This window comes from Soehngenia saccharolytica DSM 12858 (assembly GCF_059568515.1).
Genome location: NZ_JCANTN010000029.1, coordinates 1 through 24,362 on the forward strand (window position 1 = coordinate 1; position 24,362 = coordinate 24,362).

Below are 24,362 nucleotides of genomic sequence, written 5' to 3' on the forward strand. Positions count from 1 at the left end.
GGTTATTCTTAATATGCAAGAAAATCCTGCATCTTAATTTTTATCTGTTCTTAGATTTTAGAGCCTGAGGTAAACTAGCCACCCGCTAGGGCTTGCCCTTGATGGCGTGTAAAAACAATGCTACAATGCTGCGAACGAGACGGTGAAACTTTTCTGTTCTTGAGTTTTTTCGCCGTCGGTGTTAACTTAACAGCATTGTTTTGTAATGCAGTCAAGGGTGGCGACAACTACCATAAAAGTATAATTTTGCGATTTTCTAGGTTCTTATGAGCCTATTTTTTTTATCCTGTTTTTTCATAGGCTACTTTACACTATCATTAGTTTAACAATATATACCCTTTATGTGTAGTTTAAAAACAGATGAGTTAGTTGATATCAATTAACTCATCTGACACTCTCATTTATTCTCGGTTTAAAATGTATTATCTTTAATGCTTTTATTATTACAATTTAAGTAAATCCATAAATTTATTTACTTATCTAGAAAAATTAATTGTTTCCCATCAAAACAATAGAAGCCATTACCTTCAGCTCTAACTCGCTTTGTATCAAAGTTATTTATTGAATCTTTTTCCACCATATCTCCAGACTGATTTATTTCTAATACTTTTATAGCGCTATTTCCTTTGTATTTAAACAGCATAGAGTAGCTCCCATCTTCGTTATTTATAAATTCAAGGCAGTCACTGCCATCAAGGTCTACATTTTTATCTCTAATACTAATAATCTTATCTACATTTACATTCAATTTGTTATCTTCTACCCTGTAGGTTAAATATATTATTTGAGGCTCAATTAAACTTTTAAAATCACTTTCCTTGTATCCTTTGTATATAACTAATTTGTTTTCTTCACTTTTTAATATCTTTATATCCCTCATTATATCATCACTTAATTTATCATATATTAGGTCATTACCATTTACATAAGCAAGATAAGTACCATCGGCTTCTCTGAAAAGAAATACAAACTGATTATCTCCCAAACTTATGCCTTCATTCATTTCTGAGGCTGTTTCATTTATTTTTTTATAGAAAACACTCTCACTTATTGTAGCATTAGACTTATCAAAAATCTCCACTGTCCATAGGTTTCCATTATGATTAAATCTCTGAAAAAGAATACTTTCATTGTTTTCCGCTATTATCTGATATCCACTCGATTTAAGCGGATAACTTCTTAGATCCTTTAGGGATACAAGTCTATCAATTTCTTTCCCCATATTTTTTTGAACCAATATGTAGTTTCCGCTACTACTTAGGGTTAAAAGATCTTCTTTTTTAATTTCTTCATATCCTATGTTCACTTTTTTTACTACTGAATCATTATCGTCATAATAAGTATATTTGAGGTATCCATCATAAGGCTCTACATAAAAAATTGGGTTTTGTACTATATTAAAAGTCTTGTCCCCATTATTTTCTTTGTCAATAAAAAGGTCTGTTTTTGTACTAATACTACATCCACTCATAATTATTAAACATATTAGTAAAATTGAAATTAAATTTATAATTTTCGTCATTATTTTAACACCTCTTTGTAAAAATTCAAACTATTATTAGGCTTAAATGTTCTAATAAGCTTTATTGTTCCTATCAAGACTAACATACCAACGGCTAAAATGAAATTTGCAACTTCTTCTAATTTATCAACTTCTGGCACAATAACTATAAACCTGCTAAAAAATGGCTCTCCTGTTCTCGTCATACCTGTTGCAATTTCTTCTGCTGTGTCATAATTAATCAGTGATATATTGTTTCTAAATATATGGTTTTCATTAAATTCAAAAAAACCGTAAAATGTTCTCTCTATTAGATACTCTTCACTATCCATCACACCATCTTTTTCTACATATTTATAGTCTCTAATATAAACTTTATCTCCTTTTTTGAGATCTCTAAATTTTTCATTGTTTTCTAATTCATTATTAATAAAAATAAAATCATCTTTTACATCAATTTCTTCAATATTAAAATATTTTAATGCCTTTGTCTCAACTCCAAGTATATTTGTCATATCTAGGTTGTTTATTTGGCTATCAGTAATCTTTACTGGATGAGAAAAGTCAAAAAATGAGGACTCTACTCCATCCAGAGAATTAACTTCATCTCTTAACTCTAGGGGTATATCCATAGGAGATTCCTCGTTATACACTTCTATAAAATATAAATCAGTGTTATCAACTATATCTGTTTTAAATTGATCCTTCACTGATAATATTATCCCTAATATGAGATTCATTACCAAAAGGAAAGATATCATAGAGAACATTATACCTGTGAATTTCTTGAAATTCCTTCTAAAAAATAATAAAACTATTTTCATTTTTTTACCCCCAACTTGCTTCACGTAGTGTCAAATATAAAGATATATTTAGACACCCAAACTTTGATATTTAAACATTTTATATCATCGATGGTGAATTTTTCTCTGAATAGGAATAATGTGAAGTTCATTATTTGTTTACTATAATTCTATAAATCATAAATATAAAATCTAATAAATTTCAAAGTACTGTCACTTTTTATTATTTTTCAATATCAATTATTGATGTATTAAAATCATATGATAAATCTTCTGATTTAAACCAAAGATCAGATTCCTGCATAGGCATGGACATCCTTACCCAGTCTTCTTTTCGCTCTAAGATTGTCCCTACTCCATCTTGTAAACCTTTTTCATTCCCATTAACTTCATCATAGCTCATTGCATTTTTTACAACAGCTTGGTTAGCATTATTGGCAAAAAGTTACTCGTCATAACTGAGATTACTTTTATCAATTGTTCCTCGAATACGTGGAATATCCCCAAATGCTTGAACAACTCTGCATTCATTACCATTTTCCTCAATTACTATTACCATGTCATTTTTATTTAATTGAAATTCTTCATTTTCTAATGCTTGATAAACATTATTATCATTTGTATCTACTGTAATTACATATGGGTCTTTTAAAACTACATCTTCAGTGATTATAGCTACCTTACCTTTATATTGAACTAGTTGATCATCAGATATTATTTGTTGGGCTGTATCTTCTGGTAATTCTGTATTTTCATCAGGAGGATTTTGATTAGTACAGCCTATTACTATAAATCCCGTTAAAACTATTACTACTATAAGCAATATAAGTTTTTTCATGAAATCACCTTCCTCATATATACTCTTCTGATATTGTTTAATTCCTAAATAAGTAAAATTTTTATCTTAATTGGCTTACATTAGTTACACAAGGAATTATATAATCATCATCCCCACAAAATCCTATTTCTGACTTTGAAAATCCTATCAAGTTAATAATTATCATTAAAATCAAGCATAATTTTAAGTATCTAGTAACAACTCCCATATGTATACTACCTCCTAATAAACCATTGTTATACCTATATTCATTAAATATTAAATTATATATTTTTATGTTATACTATTTTATAGAAATAAAATACCCGATTAAAATCGGGGGTGGAAGAAGGGGATACAATGTTCGAATCATATGACACAAAAAAATTTGGAGAAAAGCTAAAGGAATTAAGGAGATCTTTAGGCTTTTCTCAAGCAGAGGTTTCAAGGGAAACATCTATTAACATAGATACTATAAGAAAGATTGAAAATGGTTTTTGTATTCCGCGTAACGATACACTGGTTCAATTAAGCCTATTTTATAAAGTGGACTTACTTAAGCTTCTCTCTAATTATCAAAGATATGGATTATTATTTGATTTCTATAAGAAAATTGATCATTTAATGATCTATGGGAAATTTAATCAAATTCCTAAATTACATAATGAATTTCTCATTGAGCTAAATCAAAGTGGTGATTTGCATTTAATAAATCATATTGAATTAGAACAAATTGATTGTTTTGTATCAGCTGTTAGTTCTAGATACAGAGGAGATATATCTCAAGCTCTCGAAACCACATGTTATGCTATTAGTTTGACAAATCCAGAATTTAATATTGAGAAATGTTCAGATTTTAGATACACTGCATTAGAAATACGATTACTTGTAGTTGCTGCTGCCTGTTTAGGCGACTTAAGAAATTGTGAATTGAGTATAATTGTTTCTGAATTTATTTTGAGTACTCTTAATATTGATAGTTTTAGTGATAAAACAGAAGATATGTATGCTATTAAATCATACGCAAACATCTCATATAATTATCATAGACTGGATAATCACTTAGAAGCACTTAAATATGCTAAAAAAGGTATTGAATTGTCATTAAATAAAGGACACATAGATATGCTTCATTTCCTATTTTTAAGAGAGGCAGTTGCTAAGTTAAATCTTGGTAATGAAACTTACTTAGATTCTTTTAAAAAATGCCTATATATTTTAAAAATAGAAGGTAATATGAAACATTATAATTATATGGTCGATTTAATAAGGGATAAATATTCTCTTGATTTTTCAGAACTTTAATTTAGCTATGGTTCTTTATTAAACTCTATGAAAAAATAGACTTATTTCAATAATTTACGATTAAAATAAATTTATTTAAGGTCATCTATTATTTACCTTTTTATATAAATAATATTCGCTACATTTTTAATTAATGTATTATCATAAATTACAAATATTATCATATATTTATAATCCTTTGATACTATCTTAATGGTTGTTATAAGAATCCTGCTATTGGCTGTATGCCAGTAGCTTTTCTTGTATTCGCCCATCCCCATGCTTTTTAGTTGCCTATTCCTAATTTCTGTAGGTTTTCGAATTTAGTTTTAACCTTATTCCATTAGATAGAATTGATCCATATTATCTCTGGACATGATTTCTTCTAGTATTCCCTCTGTTGATTTGTTTGTAGTAACAAATCTTGTTTCAACCATGGTCCATACTTTGTTTTCCCCTATCCATAAGACCTCCCCGTATAAGAGCGACCATATTCATCCCTTGTACCCTCTACCTTAACTGTATATAGTAGTAGTGGATTTTCACCACCCAATTGTTACCTGTACTGGGTGCACACAGAATACGAACTAGTGGTAGAAAATATCACTAGTTCGTTCTAATTTTATTTCTTAGATTTTAAATTTTAAAAACACTTAATGTTTTTCAGTACCCTCATATCAAAGGCCTTTATTTTCTTGTCACAAATGTGTTATCTCATATCACAAATATAACCATGCCCGACTGTAGTATATATACTGTCAATAAATAACTATTAATTTTTATATAGTCAAAATTTATTATGTGTTCTGTGACCTTTTGCACAAAGAAATACATCCCTCATTTAGCTAAATTGTGAACTCAAGTTTTTCTGTGATACTTATTACTTCACCATCTTTCACTTCAATAAAGAAAGGAACTCTTTGAGCAGGAGGTTCATCAGAATATGATGTTTCCAGATGTTGAATGAATTCATCTTTTTTTGTAGTAGTATAAGATCTATCGCTGTCTTCATCATTTATAAAAAGAAGATCCGAATCAATAAAAGTATATGATGTTTTGTCTGTTAATTCATATTCCTCTTTCTCTATGTCTGGGTTATGAATATAATACCCATTAGGAAGATCCTCATTTTGATTTAATTCAAGTTCTGCTATTCTATCAATATCTTCAATCGTAACTATTTCAACTCTATCCAAATATAATGTATTGTCTTCAATAACTATATACCCAACCAAAGATTCAGTTTCTGTCTGTTCTTCTTGCGGAGTACATCCAGCTAATACAAGCACATACGCCATAACAAGTAATATGATTGTTCTTTTTTTCATAATAACCTCCAATGTTTTCATAATGGTCATCCTTTCATTTTTTAGTTCTGTGACCATTGCCCTTATCACTTTATTTGCATTATAAGTGATAGGCACTCAATTACACAAGTGAAGTCAAACATATGTATTTATGCTTTTTAAGGGATTAACATTACTGCTTCTTACCCATACTGCTATAGCAATTATAATAATTATTAAAATTGAAGTTGTTGTTATATTCTTCTTTTTCATTACTTATCTCTTCTTTAAATCAAGTACTATTTTCCAATACTTCTGATTAATTTTATTTTAAGGGATCATTTGCAAAGGAATAATTATATTTTATTAGTTTTTAATATCAATTACTGATGTATCAAAATCATATGACAGATCTTCTGATTTAAACTAAAGATCAGATTCCTGCATAGGCATGGACATCCTTACCCAGTCTTCTTTTCGCTCTAATACTATTCCTATTCCATCTTGTAACCCTTTTTCATTACCATTTTCCTCAATTACTATTACCATGTCATTTTTATTTAATTGAAATTCCTCATTTTCTAATGTTTGATAAATATTATTATCATTAGTATCTACTGTAATTACATATGGGTCTTTTAAAACTACATCTTCAGTGATTATAGCTATCTTACCTTCATATTGAACTAGTTGATCATCAGATAATACTTGTTGATCTGTACCTTCTGGTAATTCTATATTTTCATCAGGAGGATTTTGATTAGTACAGCCTATTACTATAAACCCTGTTAAAACTATTACCGCTATAAGCAATATAAGTTTTTTCATGAAATCAACTTTCATTAAGCATACATTAAACTATTTATATATTCAAGTACAATACCAAGTATCTTACTTAGCATCTAAACAAGGTCAATCTTTCGTACCATTCAATAAAAACCTCTCGAATTGATGCATGAAATTCAGTATTAAAAGGCAATGTCCCAAATAGCAAGCCTAATACAATAATAGAAATTGATGCTATTTGGTTGTATTAATAGAAATTTATTGTACTAGGAAAAGAGTAAATCAAATAAAAAAATTATTTTTTTATGGATATTTATTGTAGACTTGTTGTGGTTTTTATATTCAGTTTAAAAGCAGATGAGCTAATTGATATCAATTAGCTCATCTAACATTCTCATTTCTTCTTGCTGTAAAATGTATTTTCTAATGGATATTTATATCTAAATATCCCGTCTTTTTTATAATAGGCGTTTTGTAAAGCAGGAGCCATAAGTGTTGCAACAATTTCTCCTATTCCCTTTGCTCCATAAGCTGGTTTGTCCGATGGGTTTTTCTCTATTAATTTTACTTCAATTTCTGGCATCTGATGAGCTTTAAATAACCCAAGTGTGCCTAATTTGACTTGTGGCACTCCATCTTTTAATGGAAAATCCTCAGTCAATCCATAGCCTAGACCCATGGCAATGCCGCCTTCAACTTGACCTTCTGCCCCAGTTTTATTTATGATTTTTCCTACATCATGAGCTGCAAATACTTTTACGACTTTTCCTTCTTTATCTAATACACAAATCTGTGTGGCGTAACCGTAAGCAATATGACTCACAGGATTTTCTTTTTCTGAGCCCATTGGATCAGTTTTGTAATCGAATTCTCCTTTATACTCTTTTTCGTCTAGGTCATTAAGTGTAAGTCCACTGTCTAAGTCCTCTTTTAGTTGGGTGCTCGCAATCCTAGCAGCTTCTCCTGCAAATACAGTTTGCCTTGATGCTGTGGTAGTTCCCGAATCAGGAGTATAACTTGTATCGGGATGTTCAACAACCAATTTGTCAGTTGTCAATCCCGTCGTATACGCCACTATCTCCATTAGAACTGTTTGTATTCCTTGCCCCATATCCGCAGCAGATGACCTAATATACACTTTCCCATCTTTAATTTTTAGATTACATCTTCCTGTGTCTTTTAGTCCTACACCTATCCCCGAATTTTTCATTGCGCAAGAAATTCCAACATAATAATTAGGATCATTTTCATATTTGTAGAATTCTTCTTTTAAAGCTTCCAATGTCTCAACTATGGCAGTGCCCTCATCTGCAATCTGTCCATTAGGCAGCACTTCTCCTGGTCTAATAGCATTTCTATGTCTAATTTCCCAACCAGACAATCCTGCTTTTTCTGCTAATTCATTTATCAAGCACTCTATAACTGCCACTGATTGAGTTACTCCAAATCCTCTAAATGCTCCAGCAGGTGGGTTGTTAGTATAATACGCATTTCCTTCAATATCGACATTTTGATAATTATAAGGTCCGCCCATATGTGTACAAGCCCTTTGCAATACTGGCCCACCAAGTGAAGCGTATGCTCCAGTATCTGAAGTTAGCCTAGCTTTTAAAGCTAACAATTTTCCATTTTCGTCACATGCGATTTTTGCGTATATCTTCATTGCATGTCTTTTGGGGTGATAATTAATGCTTTCTTGTCTTGTAAAAGAAACTTTGACGGGTCTCTTTGTTAAATATGCACACAATGCTGCTTGATGCTGCACGCTCATGTCTTCTTTACCACCAAATCCACCGCCTACATAAGCTGAATGAATTCTTACTTTTTCTCTTGGAATCCCTAAATACTCGCTTATTTCATTGTATTCATCGTATATCCCTTGCCCACCTGTAATTACATAAACGCCATCTTCATAAGGCATTGCAAGTGCGGATTCAACTTCCATAAAAGCATGTTCTGTGGGAGGAAGCTCAAATGTTCCTTCTGCAAAATACTTAGCTTTACTGAATTGACCCTCTACATCTCCTCTTTTAACTTCTTCATGATCAAATAAGTTGTTTTCAGGAACTCTAAACTTACCAAAATGCATAAATCCCTCACCATGTATTTGATGAGCACCTTCTTGTTTAGCTTCTTCAGGGCTTGTTATTGGTTTTAGGATTTCGTATTGAACTTCTACTAGTTCACACGCTTTCTGTGCTATTTCTTTAGTCTCTGCCACAACCATTGCCAAAGTGTCGCCTATGCACTTTGTCTGTTCATTTATGTCGATCATGCCTGGCCAATCCTTTGCTAAATGCCCAATATACCTATTGCCCGGAATATCTTTTGCTGTGTAAACGGCAACCACACCTTCTAATTGTTCTGCTTTCGAAGTATCAATCGAAAGTATTTTAGCCCTAGCATATTTAGTAAATACATTTTTTCCATACAGCATGCCTTCTACATAATAATCATCTGCATACTTCCCAGTGCCAAGTACTTTGTCTTCTACATCTACTCTTTTTACTATTTCGCCTAATTTGATTGTGTTATCAAATTCTGGTATTTCTAGATTTTCTCTTAATATCTTTGCTGCTAATAATATTCCTTCTTCTATCTTCTTGTATCCAGTGCATCTGCATATATTAGTCTTTATTGCCATCTTAACGTCTTCTTTAGTTGGATCAGGGTTTTTATCTATTAAACATTTTCCAGCTATAACCATTCCAGGTATACAAAATCCACATTGTACTGCTCCTACTTTGCCAAAAGCATACACAAAAGCATCTCTTTCTCTTTGTGTAAAGCCTTCAATTGTTTGTATTTTTTTATTCTCTAATCTAGACAACTTTTGTGTACATGCTCTTTGAGCTTTTCCATCTATTATTACTGTGCATGTGCCACAAGCTCCCTCTTTGCAGCCATCCTTTACAGATGTGATCTTAAGCACGTCTCTTAAATAATCTATAAGCAGCATATCTTCTTTGACATTGTAAATATTATCATTAATGTTTAGAGTATACATTTTTTACCTCATTCCTTTATTTCTTTATCATTTAATAGAAAATTGTCATCTAATTTCAGACTTCTTTGAATGAATTTTCCCGTCTTCAATTCATCACATATTTCGCCATTTTCCACAACAATCTCACCTCTTAAAAACACCTTGTCTACTTTAAAATGCGATTCAAATCCCTCATAAACAGTATAATCAGACTTAGAATGACGGTTTGATTTTTCAATAATATACCTTTGTTTTTTTAATATAGTTATATCTGCATAGTTTCCTATGTTTATGCTCCCTTTATTTTTGATGCCAAATATTTTAGAAGGATTCAAGCACAATCTTTCAATTAAAGTGTTTAGAGAAATCCCTCTCTTTACTCCTTCTGTCAGAATCACTTCTATCCTTTCTTCAACACCACCTACTCCACCAGGAGCTAGTCTAAAATCATCTTTAGCAATCAGCTTTTCATCAAGCATAAAAGGACAATGGTCCGTCGCTATAACATCTATATCTTTATTTTTAATCCCGCTCCAAAGTGCTTCAATATCTTCTTTTGTCCTTAAAGGCGGAGCCATTATGTATTTTACGCCTTCATTGTCTTTTCTATCGTAATTTTCCATGTCTAAAGTTAAATATTGAGTACAGGTTTCACCGTATATATTCTTAGCTCCATTTCTTCTTGCATTAATTATCTCGCTTAAACCCTCTTTAGTGGATACATGGACAAAATACAAATTGGGATACCCTGCTATTTCAGAAAGTGAAATCATCCTATTTATAGCTTCGCTTTCTGATACATTAGGTCTTGAAAGGGCATGGTATATAGGTTTTCTGTATCCATTGTCGCCAAAATACTGTCTTAAATATGTCACTATTCCATGATTTTCGGCATGCACCGCTATAGTCGCTTGCAATTCTCTAGCCATATTCAAGACTCTCAGTATTTCTTCATCGGACAATCTGTTGTCGTAAGTCATATAGATTTTAAAACTCGTTATGCCTTCTTCCACCAATTTTTTCATCTCTTCAAAAGTGCTTTCATTCACATGTTGAATGACGCCGTGAAATGAATAATCGCAAAGACTTTTGCCATCTGCTAGTTTGTGATATCGATCTATCATAAAGTTTAATTCACAATTTTTTGGTCCAAATGCAATATGATCTACAATTGTAGCAGTCCCTCCACACAATGCAGCGATTGAACCGGAATAAAAATCATCCACAGCTCTAAATTTGCCTAAATCCAAGTCCATATGCGTGTGTACATCTACTCCTGCCGGTATAACTAAGTCTCCTTTTGCGTCAATTACATTGCCGTCATTTATATTTTCAATTTTCCCTATCTCTGTAATGAGTCCGTCTTCTATTAAAACAGAACCATAAAATGTTGTGTCAGGGTTTATTATAAGCCCATTTTTAATTAATGTCTTCATAATTTGCCTCCTAAGCTTTAAGGATATAGCAAGATGCTATACCCTTATGTCTCTACTTATTTTCGATGGCCTTTCTTTCTGCTTCTTCCTCTGCTAATGTCTTATTAGGCAATATTAAATTTAGTAAAAATACAACTACTGTAGCTAGAACAACTGGTGAACTTGCAAATACCATTTTAAACCACTCTGGCAAATATTGAAGTCCCTCAGGAGGTATTTGTGTAATCCCCATTCCTAGTGCTATGCCAAGCCCAACTATAGTTGTATTTCTAACTGACATTTCGTCTTGAACTATCAATTTCATACCAGTCATTGTAATTTGTGCAAATACAGATATCGTTGCCCCACCAATTACACATTGTGGTATAGATGTCATGAACGCTCCAAACTTTGGCACAAAACCAGCTGCCAATATGAAAAGCGAAGTCAATCTAAATACTTTTAAACTAACTACTTTTGTCATTGCAACTATGCCTACATTTTGACTATAAGTAGCTGTTGGCAATGCCCCAATGAATGAGCCTATTATACTCAAAATTCCATTTGCTTTAATTCCATTTGATAGTTCTTCATCAGTTGGTTCTCTATCCATACCACCTACAGTAGTGCCAGAAAAATCACCAACAGCTTGTACTGCATTGACTGCAAACATGACCATCATCGTGGCAATGGCCGCAGGTGGAAAATCAAATTTATACGGCACGATCTTTGGCAAATTAAACCAAGATGCAGTTTGAATGCTGTCAAATGAAACTATTCCTGCAAATAAACTAGCAATATAACCTACTATTATCCCTATTAAAATAGCAGCAAGTTTAACATAGCCTTTCCCGAACATATTGCACAATAAAACCACAACTAGAGTAAGCACTGCAATTCCCCAATAAATTAATCCGCCATATCTTGGATCGGTAGCCTGGAAACCACCAGCCATGTAGTTTACTGCAACTCTGTAAAGCGACAACCCTATTGTGAAAACAACTGTTCCAGCAACCATTGGCGGAAAGTATTTCCTGATTTTCTTGATGAATATGCCAACTACAAATGCTGTAATACCACCGAATATCTGTGCTCCAAATATCGCCCCTATCCCATATTCTCCGCCTATCGCCAATATTGTTGGGATATATGCAAAACTAACGCCAATTATTACAGGAAGCCCTGATCCAACGCCAAAGATTGGAAACGATTGAAGAAATGTTCCTATTGCTGCAATGAACATGCTTGCTTGTACTAATTGAATCCTTTGATTAGCGTCTAATCCAAGCGCTCCTGAAAGTACTAGTGCAGGCAATACGTTCCCTACAATCATCGCTAATAGGTGCTGAAGCGACATGGGTAGTGCTACTTTTAAACTGGGATTGCCGTCTAAACTAAATAAAGATGTATTTTTACTTGTATTGTTTTCCATTTTTTAACCTCCTAAGGATGTGTTAAATCAACTTCCAAATTTCCTTTGCCCTTTGTCTAGAGTCTCTATTTATCTTTTCCTCATCAGCAGTCAATATTGTCCTATCTCTCATTATGAATTTTCCATTTACCATAGTGTCGTTTACATCTTTCCCGCTTAATCCAAATATTAGATGCCCAAACCAGTTGTTCTCGTCTATTGGTGTTATTGGGTCATAAGAAAGTGTAACAACATCAGCATATGCACCCTCTTTTATGATTCCAAGTTCATGTTTGAAATAATTCCTCAATAACTTGGGATTGTTTTCAAATTGCATTTTCTTTGTTTCATTAAAACCAACGGTATTGTCATAGGTGTAAAATTTATGCAGTATATTTGCACACTTCATAGAGTCGAACATATCATTCGTGTATGCATCAGTACCCAATCCAACATTCATCCCCATATCTAGCATACTTAACACGTTAGGGCATCCCACAGCATTATTCATATTGCTTTGAGGATTGTGAACAACATTTGTTTTAGTTTCTTTTAAAATTTCCATTTCTAGAGGATTTACATGCACACAGTGCACCGCAATGCTTTTTTCATTTAACATGTCAAAGTCAAACAACCTCTGAACTACTCGCTTCTCATATTTTTCAAGCGAATCAAATTGATCCTGTATGCCTTCTGCGACATGAATGTGAAAGCCAATTTCTAATCCATCTGTGGCTTCTTTAACCTTGTAAAGGGTATCGTCGGATAATGTAAATGACGCATGTAATCCAAACAGCGCTTTGATCATGTCAGAATTGTCATTTTGGCAGTCTTTGATAAAATCTATATTTTCCTTTATTCCTAAATCTCGCTTTTGTGCTCCGTCTCTATCGCTGACTTCATAACACAAACTAGTTCTTATGCCGATCTCTAAAGCAGCCTCTTTTATCTTAAATAAACTGCCTTCTATGGCATTTGGGCTTGAGTGATGGTCTATTAAAGTGGTCACTCCGTTTTTTATAGATTCAATATAAGTAGTGTAAGCATTTAATTTGACATCTTCTAAAGTCAATTTTTTATCCAAATTCCACCATAAATTTTCCAGCACATTCAAAAAGCCTGAAGTGTCTTTATTTACATTCATTCCTCTCGCATATGCAGAATAAATATGACTGTGAGCGCAAATAAACCCTGGCATAATCAGTCTTTTATCTACATCTATTACTTCTTCATCTTTGTATTTATCCAATAAGTCTTTATATCTTCCAATCTCAACTATTATATTGTCTTTAATGAGAATTGCTCCGTCATCGATGAAAGTATTTTTCTCATCGTTTGTTATGACTGTACCGTTTCCTATAATCACTGCTTTCACTCCATTCTTTCAATACATAAAATAATCGCTTAGAAAAGATAAGGGTATTTCTTTATTAGCTCTTTGACTGTTGTCATAAACAAATCAGATGATTCTTCCTCAATATCTATTTCGATTTCTGCAATTTCCCCTTTAATACCTCTGATTAAATATTTAGATCCGTCCAATCTCTTTAAACCAGGATTATTTGAATGTTTAAAGTCTACTTCATTTTCAAAGATTGTGATTTTTTTAAAGTAAGGCTTTCCGCCTTTAGGGCAGAAGTCAGCGCAGTTTCCGCATTCGTTGCATCTTGAATCAAGATGTATGATCTGATAGCTCGCAGATAAATTTGGAACCTCCAATTTTATATTCGCTCTATTTGGGCAAGTATCCACACATATGCCACAACTTGTTTTGAAGCAATCGAATGCAGTGAGTTGATCATTTAAAGTTTCTTTTTCACCTTTGTTTTTATAGTTCTCACTTGTATTTGTTTCTTCAATCAATTTTGTTAATTTTTCCAAATTCAGTTTGCCCAATTCTAAATCTTGTATTTGTTCGACTTTTTTTGCAATGTTTATCGTGTTTAAATAACCTCTTGGTTTCAGTAAAATTGTAGAAAATGTTGCTGGCATTATACCGGTTTCCAATACTTTGCTCACATTTTCCTTGTCTATGCCACCTGAAAAAGATATATGTAGCTCAGGAAATGCTTCAAAGAATTTCTTTGCAACACCTATAGCTATAGGAAATAAAGGTTTTCCAGACAGATACATTTTATCTCCACTCAATTTTTCTCTGGTGTTGTAAACCGGAAGAGTATTGGTGATCTTTATCCCACTTGTTAATCCATTTCTATCAGAAATCTCTTTTAAATCTTTTACTAGTTTTACCGCATCATCAAATTGTAAATCGTTTTCAAAATCTGTCTTTGATAGCTCAATCGAATTGTATCCTAAATCATCTAGAATTTTTCTCACATTATCATAGCCCAAAAGAGTTGGATTCAACTTTACAAAAGTGTTCATCTTTTTGTTTTCAATCAAATAAGTGGCAATGCTTTTGATTTCTTCTTTTTTGCAGCCATGCATTGTGGATAAAGTCACTATATTTGAGATGTTTGGCGATATATTATCCACATCTTCAACAGTTAAGTTGCTGAATCTACCTATATTTTCCTTAAGTATTGCAATTGCATTTTTAAATGCGTTGGTGTTTGATGCATCTTTTAGGTTTTCAATAAAGCTATCTATCTTTTGTGATTTTATACCTTCCAAATCATATCCTACGCTGATATTTATGATAAAATCCTTATCGTTTGAAATCTGAAGCTCTTTAGCCATAGCTTCAATTAGACAAGATGCGTATATATACTGCTCCATTGCATTTTCTACTGTCAATTCAGTCGACCACTCTACGTTATAACCTACATTTTTTGCGTCAATACAAGGTTTAGCAATCATTTTCTGCATATCAATTCCATCTACAACTTGCACTGTCTTTACTTCGAAATACCTAGAACCAGTCAAATAAGCAGTGATTATATTTTGGGCTAGTTGTGTATGCGGTCCTGCTGCGGGTCCTATTGGAGAAACTAATTTATTTCCTAAGTAATCAATAGAAATGTCTTTTTCGTATCTATAGAAATTATTCTCTTCTATTTCAAAAATCTTTTTGTGCTTTTCATAGTCATTTAAAACTACATCTAGCAATTTGCTAAAATCCATGGGAATTAAATTGTCACTCATTATAAACACCTTTCTTTATTATGACAAGCCCTTAGAGGGCTTATCATTATTTAGAAGTATATACTGATGGAAGCAATGCGTACACAGCTGCGCATTTTACTAAGTCATCTTTCCATGTCTTCTCATTTGGTGCATGAGCTTGCGCTTCTGCTCCTGGACCAAATCCAATAACTGGTATTCCATTTCTACCCATTATAGATACGCCATTAGTAGAGAAGGTCCATTTGTCAACTAGAGGTCTAGAAACTCTTTCTTGTTCTGTTTCTTTTGATCCAGTTCTCTTGCTGCCATAAAGAGATTCATAGGTTTCTTTAAGCGCTTCAGTTACTTTATGGTCTTCTGGTATTACCCATGTTGGAAAATAACATTCTATTGGATATACAAGCCCAGTCCAGCTTGGTCTTTCATATGTGTACATGCTCACCTTTGCATTGTATTTTTTAACTGCCGGTAAAGCTCTTATTTCATCTAAACAGCTTTCAAAGGTTTCTCCAGCTGTCATTCTTCTATCCAATGATATTGAGCAAGAGTCAGCTACTGCGCATCTGCTTGGTGAAGTAAAGAATATTTCTGAAGTTGTAACAGTTCCTCTGCCTAAAAATCTAGCCTCTTTCCACTTTTTATTGTATTTTTCGTCTAACATCTTAACTAAACCTTTAATTTCATTCTCATCAGAAGCATCATTCTCATTTAAATCTCTGATATTTAGAAGGATTTCAGCCATCTTGTATATAGCATTGTCTCCTCTTTCTGGTGCGGAGCCATGGCAAGAAACTCCTGAAACATCTACTCTGATTTCCATTCTTCCCCTTTGTCCTCTGTAGATGCCACCATCAGTAGGCTCTGTTGAAACGACAAACAAAGGTCTGATCTTGTCTTCCTTAATGATATACTCCCAGCAAAGACCATCGCAATCCTCTTCTTGTACTGTTCCTGTAACCATGACAGAGTATTCATCGCTTAAAAGATTAAGCTCTTTGATTATCTTTGCGCCGTATACTGCGATCACAATGCCGCCTAATTGATCTGATGTACCTCTTCCACCAATTTCCGTTTCAGTTTCGTAGCCATCATATGGGTCGAATTTCCAGTTTTCTCTATTTCCTATGCCAACTGTATCAATATGAGCGTCAAATCCAATTATTTTTTCGCCTTTGCCTATAAATCCAAGTATATTTCCCATTGGATCGATTTGAACTTTGTCGAAATCAAGCGCCTTCATTTCTTGCTCTATTCTCTTAACTACTCCTTCTTCTTGAGCACTCTCTCCTGGAATTTTCACCAAATCCCTTAAAAATTTAGCCATGTCTTTTTCATATTTTTTAGCAAGCTCTAAAACTTTTTCTTTTTCCATGTTCTTTTTTGCTCTCCTTTATCTAATTAATCTAGCTTTATTTTGATCAAATAAATCTTTCATCGTGACTTCAGGATTTTTTATCTTTTGTAAAAATATCATCGCAGCTATTACATAAGGTTTGTAGCTAGCTTCTTTATATAATGGCACTCTATATCTATCAAATACTGATTCATCTACTTCTCCCTCTTTACAGCTTAGCCCTGTAATATCAGCTGGTAAGCAATGCATATACAAAGCTTTTCCACCTTTTGTGGTAGCCATTAGCTCCTCAGTGCAAGCCCAATCCTTATGCTCTGCATTTTGCGCCAAAAGTCTTTTTTCAAGCTCTTTTATCTCGTCAAATTTTCCTTCGCCATATAGGTTAGTTCTTTCTTCCATGGCTGCAAATGGAGCCCAGCTCTTTGGATAAACAATGTCAGCATCTTTGAAAGCTTCTTCCATTGAATTAGTCTTTGTAAATGATCCGCCATAATCCTTAGCGTTTTTCAAAGCTACTTCTTCTACTTCTGGCATGATTTCATATCCTTCTGGATGCGCTAGAACAACATCCATTCCCAATCTCGTCATAAGTCCTACTATGCCTTGAGGAACAGAAAGCGGTTTGCCATATGAAGGAGAATAAGCCCAAGTCATGGCAATTTTTTTGCCTTTTAAATTTTCTATTCCACCGAATTCGTTTATCAAGTGCAATGCGTCAGCCATAGTTTGAGTTGGGTGGTCGATGTCGCATTGAAGATTTACTATAGTAGGTCTTTGCTCAAGCACTCCTTCTCTATATCCTTCTTCAACATAGTCAGCGACAGCCTTTTGATATGTATGTCCTTTTCCTATATACATATCGTCTCTGATTCCTATGACATCAGCCATAAACGAAATCATGTTTGCTGTTTCTTTTACAGTTTCGCCATGAGCTACTTGAGATTTTCCTTCTTCGAAATCTTGAACTTCAAGGCCTAATAGATTGCAAGCTGAAGCAAAAGAAAATCTTGTTCTTGTAGAATTATCTCTAAATATCGAAATGCCTAGTCCCGAATCAAAGACTTTAGGGCTTATATTGTTTTCTCTAAGCCTTCTTAACATATCAGCCACAGTCCATATAGCCATCAACTCATCTTGTGTCTTGTCCCAAGTTAGAAAAAAATCATTGTGATACAAATTTTTGTAATCAAGTTGTTTTAATTGACCCATCAATTCATTGAAATTCATAATATCTCCCCTTTTTTTATTCGTTTGGATACGCACCGTTCCATACTACATTTAAATATCCTTCAAAATATGTGTCGCCTTCTGTGCTAAATAACAGGCAAATCGAATTGTCATCTAATTTCATCTTTTCTCTAATGTCTTTTAAATCATCCAATCTCATAAGCTGTGATACTACGCCAGTTGTCACTGCGCCACTCTCGCCTGATATTACTCTTTCGTCTTTTCTCAATGGATTTCCTAAAACTCTCATTCCATGAGCAGCAGTATTATCTGGAACTTTTAAGAAAAACTCACAATTCGAATGAAGTACTTCCCACCCAACAGTAACAGGTTCTCCACAAGCTAATCCTGCCATAATTGTGTTCATATCTCCTGTAACGGGATGCAATCTGCCGTCGTCGTACTGAGCGGTTTGGAATAAGCAAGCAGCCTTGTCAGGCTCCACAATCGTTATAATAGGTTTATTCTCTTTGTATGCTGAACTAAAGAATCCTGTCACAGCAGAAGCCAAAGAGCCAACCCCTGCTTGTATAAATATGTGTGTAGGCACAATATTTCTAGAACTTAACTTATTGTATGCTTCATATGCCATAGTCATATACCCTTGCATAATCCATCTTGGTATGTCTTCATATCCTTCCCATGATGTATCTTGAACCATTACATAACCTTTTTCTTCTGCAATTTTATTTGCATATCTGACGCAATCATCGTAATTCAAATCCAATATCTCGCATTCTGCACCATGCGCTCTAATTCTATCTCTTCTTTCAATAGCACTTCCTTTTGGCATATAAACAATTGCTTTCTTCCTAAGTTGTTCGGCAGTCCAAGCTATGCCCCTTCCATGATTTCCATCTGTTGCAGTGATAAAGGTTATATCGCCAAGCTTTTCTTTTGTCTCATCGCTTGTCAGTTCCTCAAAAGTCAAATCCTCAATCTTTTTATTAAGTCTTTGAGCAATATACATGCCTATAGAAAAACTCCCGCCTAAAACTTTGAAAGCATTCAGCCCGAATCTAAAAGACTCATCTTTAACAAAAATATCCTTTACTTTTAAATATTCTGCTAAGTTTTTCAGCTCAACCAATGGAGTTTCACTGTATTGAGGAAAACTCTTATGAAACTTCAAGACTTTTTTTGCCATATCTTCACTCAAAAAGCTCAAATCGGCTTTTTTTCGTGTCTTTATGTCGTTTGCAACGATCTCGTATTTTGTACTCATCTCTTCACCTTTCTTCCCATTGAACTCTTGCTATTATATAGTGCAAGAACCATGCCAAACAATCGTTTGCAAATTTGGAAATATTGTATATTTTATAAAATGAAAGTTAGTAAAATGCTAGTTTTTAAAATGCATAAAATAAGCTATCCTTAGAATAAAATGGTATTTTTATCAATTTGATAATGGTTTATCGTTTTGATAAAGTCTAAAAGCTTCTGAATATGTGATTTATTTGTCGATTATCATTTTGATAAAAACAAGGTTAAAAAAACTCGGGTTTCCCCGAGAATTTATAAATTTATTTTTTTCTTTTTATAAAATTTATAACTAAAGTATAGTACAGCAACAATTGCTAGCCCTAAAATAATGTATTTGTAGCCAGTGTAATATTTTAAGACATTTTCCCACGCTTCGCCAAACAAAGCGCCCAAATTTACTAAAATTGTGTTCCAAATTAAACTCCCTATTGATGTGAGGAGCACAAATTTAAAAACATTCATTCTAGCAAACCCAGCAGGAATTGAAATAATGCTCCTTACAATAGGAATGCATCTACATATTAAGACAGCTTTTTCTTCATACTTAGTAAACCAGTCTTGAGCTTTGTCAATGGATTCAGGTTTTAATCTGAGTCTTTTCCCGATCTTAGTGTTCAATAGATTTATTAGGCTTTCTCGTGTAAAAGCTCTGCCTACAAAATAAAGTGTCATAGCTCCAATAAGCGAGCCAAATGTCGCATAGACAATGGTCCCAAATACATTCATATCTGTTGTAACTGTCAATGCTCCGCCTGAAAGCAAAACCACTTCAGACGGAATAGGCGGAAAAATATTCTCTATATATATAAGTATAAATATGGCAAAATATCCATAATTATTCACGAAGTCAATCATTGCATCTTGCATAAAAACACTCCAATACACTATTCGTTAAGTTTTCTATAAAGTGTCGCAATTCCAATTCCTAATGCTTTTGCAGCTTTCATCTTGCCATCTGTAGTGTCGCCAAAATAATCAATAGCTTTCTTTATCTCTTCTAATTCAATCTCTTTTAATGGTCTGATCAAATCCTTCGAGATGTTTATCTCGTTGTTGTTTCTTATATTTAATGGAAGAGAAGAATTGTTTATGACACCATCTTCCATCATATTCACCATAAATTCCACAGTGTTTTCTAATTCCCTAACATTGCCATACCACGGATAATCTAACAATTTCTGTACAGTATACTCTTCTATTTTAACAAATTTTTTCCCAAACAGTTTCCTATAATAGTCTATGAAATAGTACAATAAATCTAATATATCTTCTTTTCTCTCCCTCAACGGCACAATATGAATTGGAATGACATTCAGTCTGTAATAGAGGTCTTCTCTAAATTTATTCTCGTTTATCATCTTTCTCAAGTCTTTATTAGTCGCAGCTATTATTCTTAAATCCAATGGTATAACTTGGTTAGAACCTATTCTTGTGACTTTTTTGTCTTGAATTACTCTTAAAATCTTCGATTGCAAGTATATCGGCATGTCCCCTATTTCATCTAAAAAAATCACGCCGTTGTTTGCGAGTTCAAATTTTCCAATTTTACCCCGTGGATCAGCGCCAGTAAATGCCCCTTTAACATAGCCAAAAAGTTCACTTTCAAGCAGAGGTTCAGGAATGGCAGCACAATTTATCGCCACAAACCTGTTGTTTCTTCTATCTGAATTTTGCCATATAGCAGTAGCTACTACTTCCTTTCCGCTACCGCTCTCTCCAGTTATAAGCACTGTTGATATTGAATTAGATACTTTCTTTATCTCCTCTTTCAGAGCCTTCGTTTGAGGACTCGAGCCAATTATTCTATCTGCTCCCATTACATTTATTGTAGATGTCATCTCATAAATATTTGTATGAACTTTGTTGATATCCCTAAACAGCATGACTTGTTTGTACATCGGATTATTTGGTATATCTATTATATCGCCAATTACTTTGTTTTCATTTTCACCTATTTTAACCCTATATTCTAAACTATTTTCAACAGTATCACCTGTAGGTATTATCCCTATCTTTTCTTTATTAATTATTCTAGTTATGCCTAATTGTTTTTTGGCGCTTGGATTTATGGTATCTACCAGGCCGCCATTGTCGATTATTATAGCGCCCTCATCCATGTTTTTGATTACCGTTTTTAAAGTATCATACATAGCCGACCTAAATAAAGACTCCTGCTCTTCATAAGCCCTGGTAGAAATAAAATCTGCAATTTGCTCTAAAAACAGCAAATAATTATCTAAGTTTTTTACAATGTATTCTTTAGCTTCTTCAGTAGGGCAAGCCATGCCAATTACTCCTAAAATATCTTCATTTAGCTTAATCGGCATGGATATTTCAAATTTCTCTTGGCATATATCTTTTTCCTTGCAGTTTTTACATCTTTCATCCTTCCCAGGTTCATATACGATTTGCCTTTCTCCTGTCAGAATGGCATTTTTATATATGTGTGAATTCTCTGAGACATCTTCATTCAACAATTCGTTAAATATTCCTGTACCAGCAACTCTTATGAGTTTATAGTTTACAACTTCAACATCGACCCCTGCGATAGACGCAGTGATTTGTGCATATTTTTGAACAATCTGAGAAATATTTGAAATATCGTACATAAAACCACCTACAAGTTCAATAATTACAAATAATTATATCACAATATGGGTAAATATTGAATCAACTAGAATAAAAAGGAGCGATAACAATTGGAAAACCACAAAATTTATAGTATGCCTTTCGCACAAGTCTATGACCTCTATGTGAAGAAAGTTGAAAGAAAGGGAAAAAGCAAAGAAGATGTAGATAAAATAATCATGTGGCTTACTGGGTATGATGAAGAGGATTTAAATAATTCATTAGAAAATAATGTGACATTCCAGGAGTTCTTCGAAAATGCTAAAGAGCTTAACCCAAATAGAGAAAAAATAAAGGGTGTCATCTGCGGGATAAGAATAGAAGAAATGAGCCCTTCACTGATGAAAGAAATCAGATATCTCGATAAATTGATTGATGAATTGGCAAAGGGCAAAGCTATAGAAAAAATACTGAGAAGTTAGAGTGAGTTCTACAAAAATTTCAATATAATCTCCCATTCTCTTTTTTTATTTTCATATTTCATCACATTGGCTGGGCTAGTTGATGGCAAGGCTTTAAATATTATTTCATATGGTATATTGGCCTTTCCCTTTACTTTCTTTTTAAAAACTTCTTCTGCTTTTTTGCCATTAAAAAAAACTGCTTCGATGTTTTTTTGCGTATTAAAAAAAGTTTCGAAGTCATTCGCTTCTTCATTTTTAATATTTGAGTCACTACTTCCATCTCTTTCGCAAATTCTTATAACATCCCAAAGCGCTATACGATTCTCAATGAGTAGGTTTTTCTTCTTTTCATAGTCATCTGCTAATTCTTCATCAAATAATTCAAATATTATCTTCCAAAAAGCGTTTTGCCTGTTTCCATAGTATTGATGCCTATTAAGCGATATCACGCTTGGCATGCTTCCTAATATTAATATTTTGCTATTTTTTGATGCTATTGGTTCAAATGATTCTATCATATTATCTCCTCTTAAATTTAAATAAAACGCAATTATGGTAAATTTCTTAATACTGCCTAAAAAAATATTTGAAAAAGCATATCCATATTAATTCATAAATGAGGAAATTGCATAATTAGCTTTTTTAATCAAGGTTAAAAAAGAGTATAAAGAATTAGCCCATTAATAAATGGGATTTTGAAATTATTATTAATATTTTCGACAGTAAAATCCTCAATTCTTAGTATATTTATGTAGTTTGTTAAGCTGCTTTACTTAAAGATTTCATTGTGTTTATTGCTATGGTACCTGATATTAGCGCTATGCAATTTAATATTGCGTGGACCTTGACTTTTTTAATACCTTTAGACCTTACATTATTGAGGTTTAGGTAGCATTTTAATCTACTAAAACACCTTTCTACGGAAGTTCTTTTATCATATTGCTTTTTCCAAGCATCTGTATATCGTAAAGGATAACCATAATACCTTGGATTTTCTTTATAGTTTACTTTAAGGGTATAGCCGTAATTAGAGCTTGAGCACCAGTTCATCCCGTGTGGACAATCACACTGTCCTAGGGCATGAGGGCATCTAAATTTTAAATAATTTCCATCTTTGCCCCAGTAAACTAGCTTGTAGCCTCCTGAACAAATAGGATTAAAATCTTCATCTAATCCTTCAGGTGGAGCATAGCTACCCCTTGGATTGTAAGCTATTATTGGAATGCCTTGATATTCGTTGATTATGGTCTTGTAGACATAATTAAGATCATAGGCAGAATCCATAGCATAATATTTAGGTTTAAAGGTATCTTTATAGTTTTCAAAGAATTGCTTTATCAAAGGCAAAGCCATGGTACCATCATAATTGCTAGCTGGGGAGATTAGCAGATCTAGTGGCAACTCACTTTTGGAATCACAAAGAATATGGAGTTTCCAACCAAACCATCGTATGTTGTTGCCATTGGTATCTTTTTTCATTCCCCAGTTTGGATTAGTACCGTCGTGAACAATGTCTTTCTTTGGCTTAGCAGCTTCAAAAGAATCCAATTTAGTTGAATCTATGGAGATATGCTCTCCGTCAATGATATCAAGTTCTTTAGCTTTAATAACTAAGTCATGAAAAATCTGTTCAAGAGATTCTGAGTTTGATAGTTTTTCAAGAAATCTACTAAAATTGGATTCAGATGGTACCTTACCAAGTACATCAAAACCACAGCAATATCGAAGTACAGGATTTTCTTTAAGCTTGACAACTAAATCCTTAATAGTATCAATTTTTTCAACCTGCATTGCGATTAATGAATAAATTAAAGCCTCAGGCTCATAACCTTTAGGCCCCTTGGAATTAGAAGGTTTCCTGAGTTCGTTAGCAAGTTTAGAGACATCAATATTAGATAAAATTAATTCTAATCTAGATTGTTGCTGAAATTTAATAATTTCTTCAAAGGAAAAAAAAGATGTTTGTCGAATATACATGTTAAGTGATTTCACCCCCATCGTTTTTTGTTTTGGTATCACTTAACATATTCGATATTAATGGGGTGAAATCCTTTTTTGTTATCGTAGAAATTAGTAAAATCAACGTTTTTAAATTATGAAATTTACTCAA

21 protein-coding genes are annotated in these 24,362 nt (G+C 33.2%); 2 read left to right on the plus strand and 19 right to left on the minus strand.

All coding sequences use genetic code 11. From position 1 onward, the window contains the following. Positions 1–472: 472 nt before the first annotated feature. The 5 genes from BO51_RS07950 to BO51_RS07970 form a co-directional block, all read right to left on the minus strand. Positions 473–1,522, minus strand: coding sequence for a hypothetical protein (locus tag BO51_RS07950; protein ID WP_496485616.1), 1,050 nt, complete (start codon positions 1,520–1,522; stop codon positions 473–475). Next, complete coding sequence (locus tag BO51_RS07955; RefSeq protein WP_496485618.1) at positions 1,522–2,325, minus strand: hypothetical protein; 804 nt, start codon at positions 2,323–2,325, stop codon at positions 1,522–1,524. Before BO51_RS07955 ends, BO51_RS07950 begins: the two co-directional genes overlap by 1 nt. 202 nt (positions 2,326–2,527) lie before the next feature. Further along, positions 2,528–2,707 (minus strand): hypothetical protein, encoded by a 180-nt coding sequence (locus tag BO51_RS07960; protein ID WP_496485620.1) that lies wholly within the window; start codon positions 2,705–2,707, stop codon positions 2,528–2,530. Between the two features lie 42 nt (positions 2,708–2,749). Then, positions 2,750–3,142 (minus strand): hypothetical protein, encoded by a 393-nt coding sequence (locus BO51_RS07965; RefSeq protein ID WP_496485622.1) that lies wholly within the window; start codon positions 3,140–3,142, stop codon positions 2,750–2,752. Between the two features lie 61 nt (positions 3,143–3,203). Beyond that, a complete protein-coding gene (locus tag BO51_RS07970) occupies positions 3,204–3,350 on the minus strand; it encodes a hypothetical protein (RefSeq protein WP_496485624.1) in 147 nt (48 codons plus the stop codon). Positions 3,351–3,481: 131 nt separating this feature from the next. On the opposite strand from BO51_RS07970, the gene BO51_RS07975 reads away from it, so the two are divergent. Further along, entirely contained in the window at positions 3,482–4,426 is a 945-nt protein-coding gene (locus BO51_RS07975; protein ID WP_496485626.1) for a helix-turn-helix domain-containing protein, read from the plus strand. An 824-nt stretch (positions 4,427–5,250) separates the two neighbouring features. On the opposite strand, the gene BO51_RS07980 is transcribed toward BO51_RS07975, so the two are convergent. The 12 genes from BO51_RS07980 to BO51_RS08035 all read right to left on the minus strand — a co-directional run bounded on the left by BO51_RS07980 (position 5,251) and on the right by BO51_RS08035 (position 21,829). Then, positions 5,251–5,733, minus strand: coding sequence for a hypothetical protein (locus BO51_RS07980; protein ID WP_496485628.1), 483 nt, complete (start codon positions 5,731–5,733; stop codon positions 5,251–5,253). Positions 5,734–6,117: 384 nt separating this feature from the next. Further along, on the minus strand, positions 6,118–6,519 hold the full coding sequence (locus BO51_RS07985; RefSeq protein ID WP_496485630.1) for a hypothetical protein: 402 nt from the start codon (positions 6,517–6,519) through the stop codon (positions 6,118–6,120). Between the two features lie 352 nt (positions 6,520–6,871). Continuing rightward, positions 6,872–9,484, minus strand: coding sequence for a selenium-dependent xanthine dehydrogenase (gene xdh / locus BO51_RS07990; protein ID WP_496485632.1), 2,613 nt, complete (start codon positions 9,482–9,484; stop codon positions 6,872–6,874). 8 nt (positions 9,485–9,492) lie between these two features. Continuing rightward, a complete protein-coding gene (gene hydA / locus BO51_RS07995; protein ID WP_496485634.1) occupies positions 9,493–10,899 on the minus strand; it encodes a dihydropyrimidinase in 1,407 nt (468 codons plus the stop codon). A 52-nt stretch (positions 10,900–10,951) separates the two neighbouring features. After that, complete coding sequence (locus BO51_RS08000; RefSeq protein ID WP_496485636.1) at positions 10,952–12,310, minus strand: uracil-xanthine permease family protein; 1,359 nt, start codon at positions 12,308–12,310, stop codon at positions 10,952–10,954. Between the two features lie 22 nt (positions 12,311–12,332). Then, complete coding sequence (gene ssnA / locus BO51_RS08005; protein ID WP_496485638.1) at positions 12,333–13,655, minus strand: putative aminohydrolase SsnA; 1,323 nt, start codon at positions 13,653–13,655, stop codon at positions 12,333–12,335. Between the two features lie 38 nt (positions 13,656–13,693). Continuing rightward, positions 13,694–15,394 (minus strand): 4Fe-4S dicluster domain-containing protein, encoded by a 1,701-nt coding sequence (locus tag BO51_RS08010; protein ID WP_496485640.1) that lies wholly within the window; start codon positions 15,392–15,394, stop codon positions 13,694–13,696. 46 nt (positions 15,395–15,440) lie between these two features. Beyond that, positions 15,441–16,748, minus strand: a complete 1,308-nt coding sequence (locus tag BO51_RS08015) for a YgeY family selenium metabolism-linked hydrolase (protein WP_496485642.1) — start codon at positions 16,746–16,748, stop codon at positions 15,441–15,443. A gap of 18 nt (positions 16,749–16,766) precedes the next feature. Next, on the minus strand, positions 16,767–17,957 hold the full coding sequence (ygeW, locus tag BO51_RS08020; protein ID WP_496485644.1) for a knotted carbamoyltransferase YgeW: 1,191 nt from the start codon (positions 17,955–17,957) through the stop codon (positions 16,767–16,769). Positions 17,958–17,973: 16 nt separating this feature from the next. Next, positions 17,974–19,182, minus strand: coding sequence for a diaminopropionate ammonia-lyase (gene dpaL, locus BO51_RS08025; RefSeq protein ID WP_496485646.1), 1,209 nt, complete (start codon positions 19,180–19,182; stop codon positions 17,974–17,976). Positions 19,183–19,472: 290 nt separating this feature from the next. After that, on the minus strand, positions 19,473–20,087 hold the full coding sequence (locus BO51_RS08030) for a DedA family protein (RefSeq protein ID WP_496485648.1): 615 nt from the start codon (positions 20,085–20,087) through the stop codon (positions 19,473–19,475). A gap of 17 nt (positions 20,088–20,104) precedes the next feature. After that, positions 20,105–21,829: a sigma-54-dependent Fis family transcriptional regulator gene (locus BO51_RS08035; protein WP_496485650.1), complete on the minus strand. Its 1,725-nt coding sequence runs from the start codon at positions 21,827–21,829 to the stop codon at positions 20,105–20,107. Between the two features lie 90 nt (positions 21,830–21,919). Here BO51_RS08035 and BO51_RS08040 point away from each other — a divergent pair, with 90 nt between their 5' ends. Further along, complete coding sequence (locus BO51_RS08040) at positions 21,920–22,270, plus strand: DUF2200 domain-containing protein (protein ID WP_496485652.1); 351 nt, start codon at positions 21,920–21,922, stop codon at positions 22,268–22,270. 8 nt (positions 22,271–22,278) lie between these two features. On the opposite strand, the gene BO51_RS08045 is transcribed toward BO51_RS08040, so the two are convergent. Continuing rightward, complete coding sequence (locus BO51_RS08045; protein ID WP_496485654.1) at positions 22,279–22,770, minus strand: DNA-deoxyinosine glycosylase; 492 nt, start codon at positions 22,768–22,770, stop codon at positions 22,279–22,281. A 241-nt stretch (positions 22,771–23,011) separates the two neighbouring features. Next, positions 23,012–24,229, minus strand: a complete 1,218-nt coding sequence (locus BO51_RS08050) for a transposase (protein ID WP_496485656.1) — start codon at positions 24,227–24,229, stop codon at positions 23,012–23,014. Positions 24,230–24,362: the final 133 nt, after the last annotated feature.

What these genes read in the sequence shown, in the direction of transcription:
- BO51_RS07950 (WP_496485616.1), bottom strand. Translation starts at nt 1,522, where the DNA reads ATGACGAAAATTATAAATTTAATTTCAATTTTACTAATATGTTTAATA.
- BO51_RS07955 (WP_496485618.1), bottom strand. Translation starts at nt 2,325, where the DNA reads ATGAAAATAGTTTTATTATTTTTTAGAAGGAATTTCAAGAAATTCACA.
- BO51_RS07960 (WP_496485620.1), bottom strand. Translation starts at nt 2,707, where the DNA reads ATGAGCTATGATGAAGTTAATGGGAATGAAAAAGGTTTACAAGATGGA.
- BO51_RS07965 (WP_496485622.1), bottom strand. Translation starts at nt 3,142, where the DNA reads ATGAAAAAACTTATATTGCTTATAGTAGTAATAGTTTTAACGGGATTT.
- BO51_RS07970 (WP_496485624.1), bottom strand. Translation starts at nt 3,350, where the DNA reads ATGGGAGTTGTTACTAGATACTTAAAATTATGCTTGATTTTAATGATA.
- BO51_RS07975 (WP_496485626.1), top strand. Translation starts at nt 3,482, where the DNA reads ATGTTCGAATCATATGACACAAAAAAATTTGGAGAAAAGCTAAAGGAA.
- BO51_RS07980 (WP_496485628.1), bottom strand. Translation starts at nt 5,733, where the DNA reads ATGAAAAAAAGAACAATCATATTACTTGTTATGGCGTATGTGCTTGTA.
- BO51_RS07985 (WP_496485630.1), bottom strand. Translation starts at nt 6,519, where the DNA reads ATGAAAAAACTTATATTGCTTATAGCGGTAATAGTTTTAACAGGGTTT.
- xdh (WP_496485632.1), bottom strand. Translation starts at nt 9,484, where the DNA reads ATGTATACTCTAAACATTAATGATAATATTTACAATGTCAAAGAAGAT.
- hydA (WP_496485634.1), bottom strand. Translation starts at nt 10,899, where the DNA reads ATGAAGACATTAATTAAAAATGGGCTTATAATAAACCCTGACACAACA.
- BO51_RS08000 (WP_496485636.1), bottom strand. Translation starts at nt 12,310, where the DNA reads ATGGAAAACAATACAAGTAAAAATACATCTTTATTTAGTTTAGACGGC.
- BO51_RS08010 (WP_496485640.1), bottom strand. Translation starts at nt 15,394, where the DNA reads ATGAGTGACAATTTAATTCCCATGGATTTTAGCAAATTGCTAGATGTA.
- BO51_RS08015 (WP_496485642.1), bottom strand. Translation starts at nt 16,748, where the DNA reads ATGGAAAAAGAAAAAGTTTTAGAGCTTGCTAAAAAATATGAAAAAGAC.
- ygeW (WP_496485644.1), bottom strand. Translation starts at nt 17,957, where the DNA reads ATGAATTTCAATGAATTGATGGGTCAATTAAAACAACTTGATTACAAA.
- dpaL (WP_496485646.1), bottom strand. Translation starts at nt 19,182, where the DNA reads ATGAGTACAAAATACGAGATCGTTGCAAACGACATAAAGACACGAAAA.
- BO51_RS08030 (WP_496485648.1), bottom strand. Translation starts at nt 20,087, where the DNA reads ATGCAAGATGCAATGATTGACTTCGTGAATAATTATGGATATTTTGCC.
- BO51_RS08035 (WP_496485650.1), bottom strand. Translation starts at nt 21,829, where the DNA reads ATGTACGATATTTCAAATATTTCTCAGATTGTTCAAAAATATGCACAA.
- BO51_RS08045 (WP_496485654.1), bottom strand. Translation starts at nt 22,770, where the DNA reads ATGATAGAATCATTTGAACCAATAGCATCAAAAAATAGCAAAATATTA.
- BO51_RS08050 (WP_496485656.1), bottom strand. Translation starts at nt 24,229, where the DNA reads ATGTATATTCGACAAACATCTTTTTTTTCCTTTGAAGAAATTATTAAA.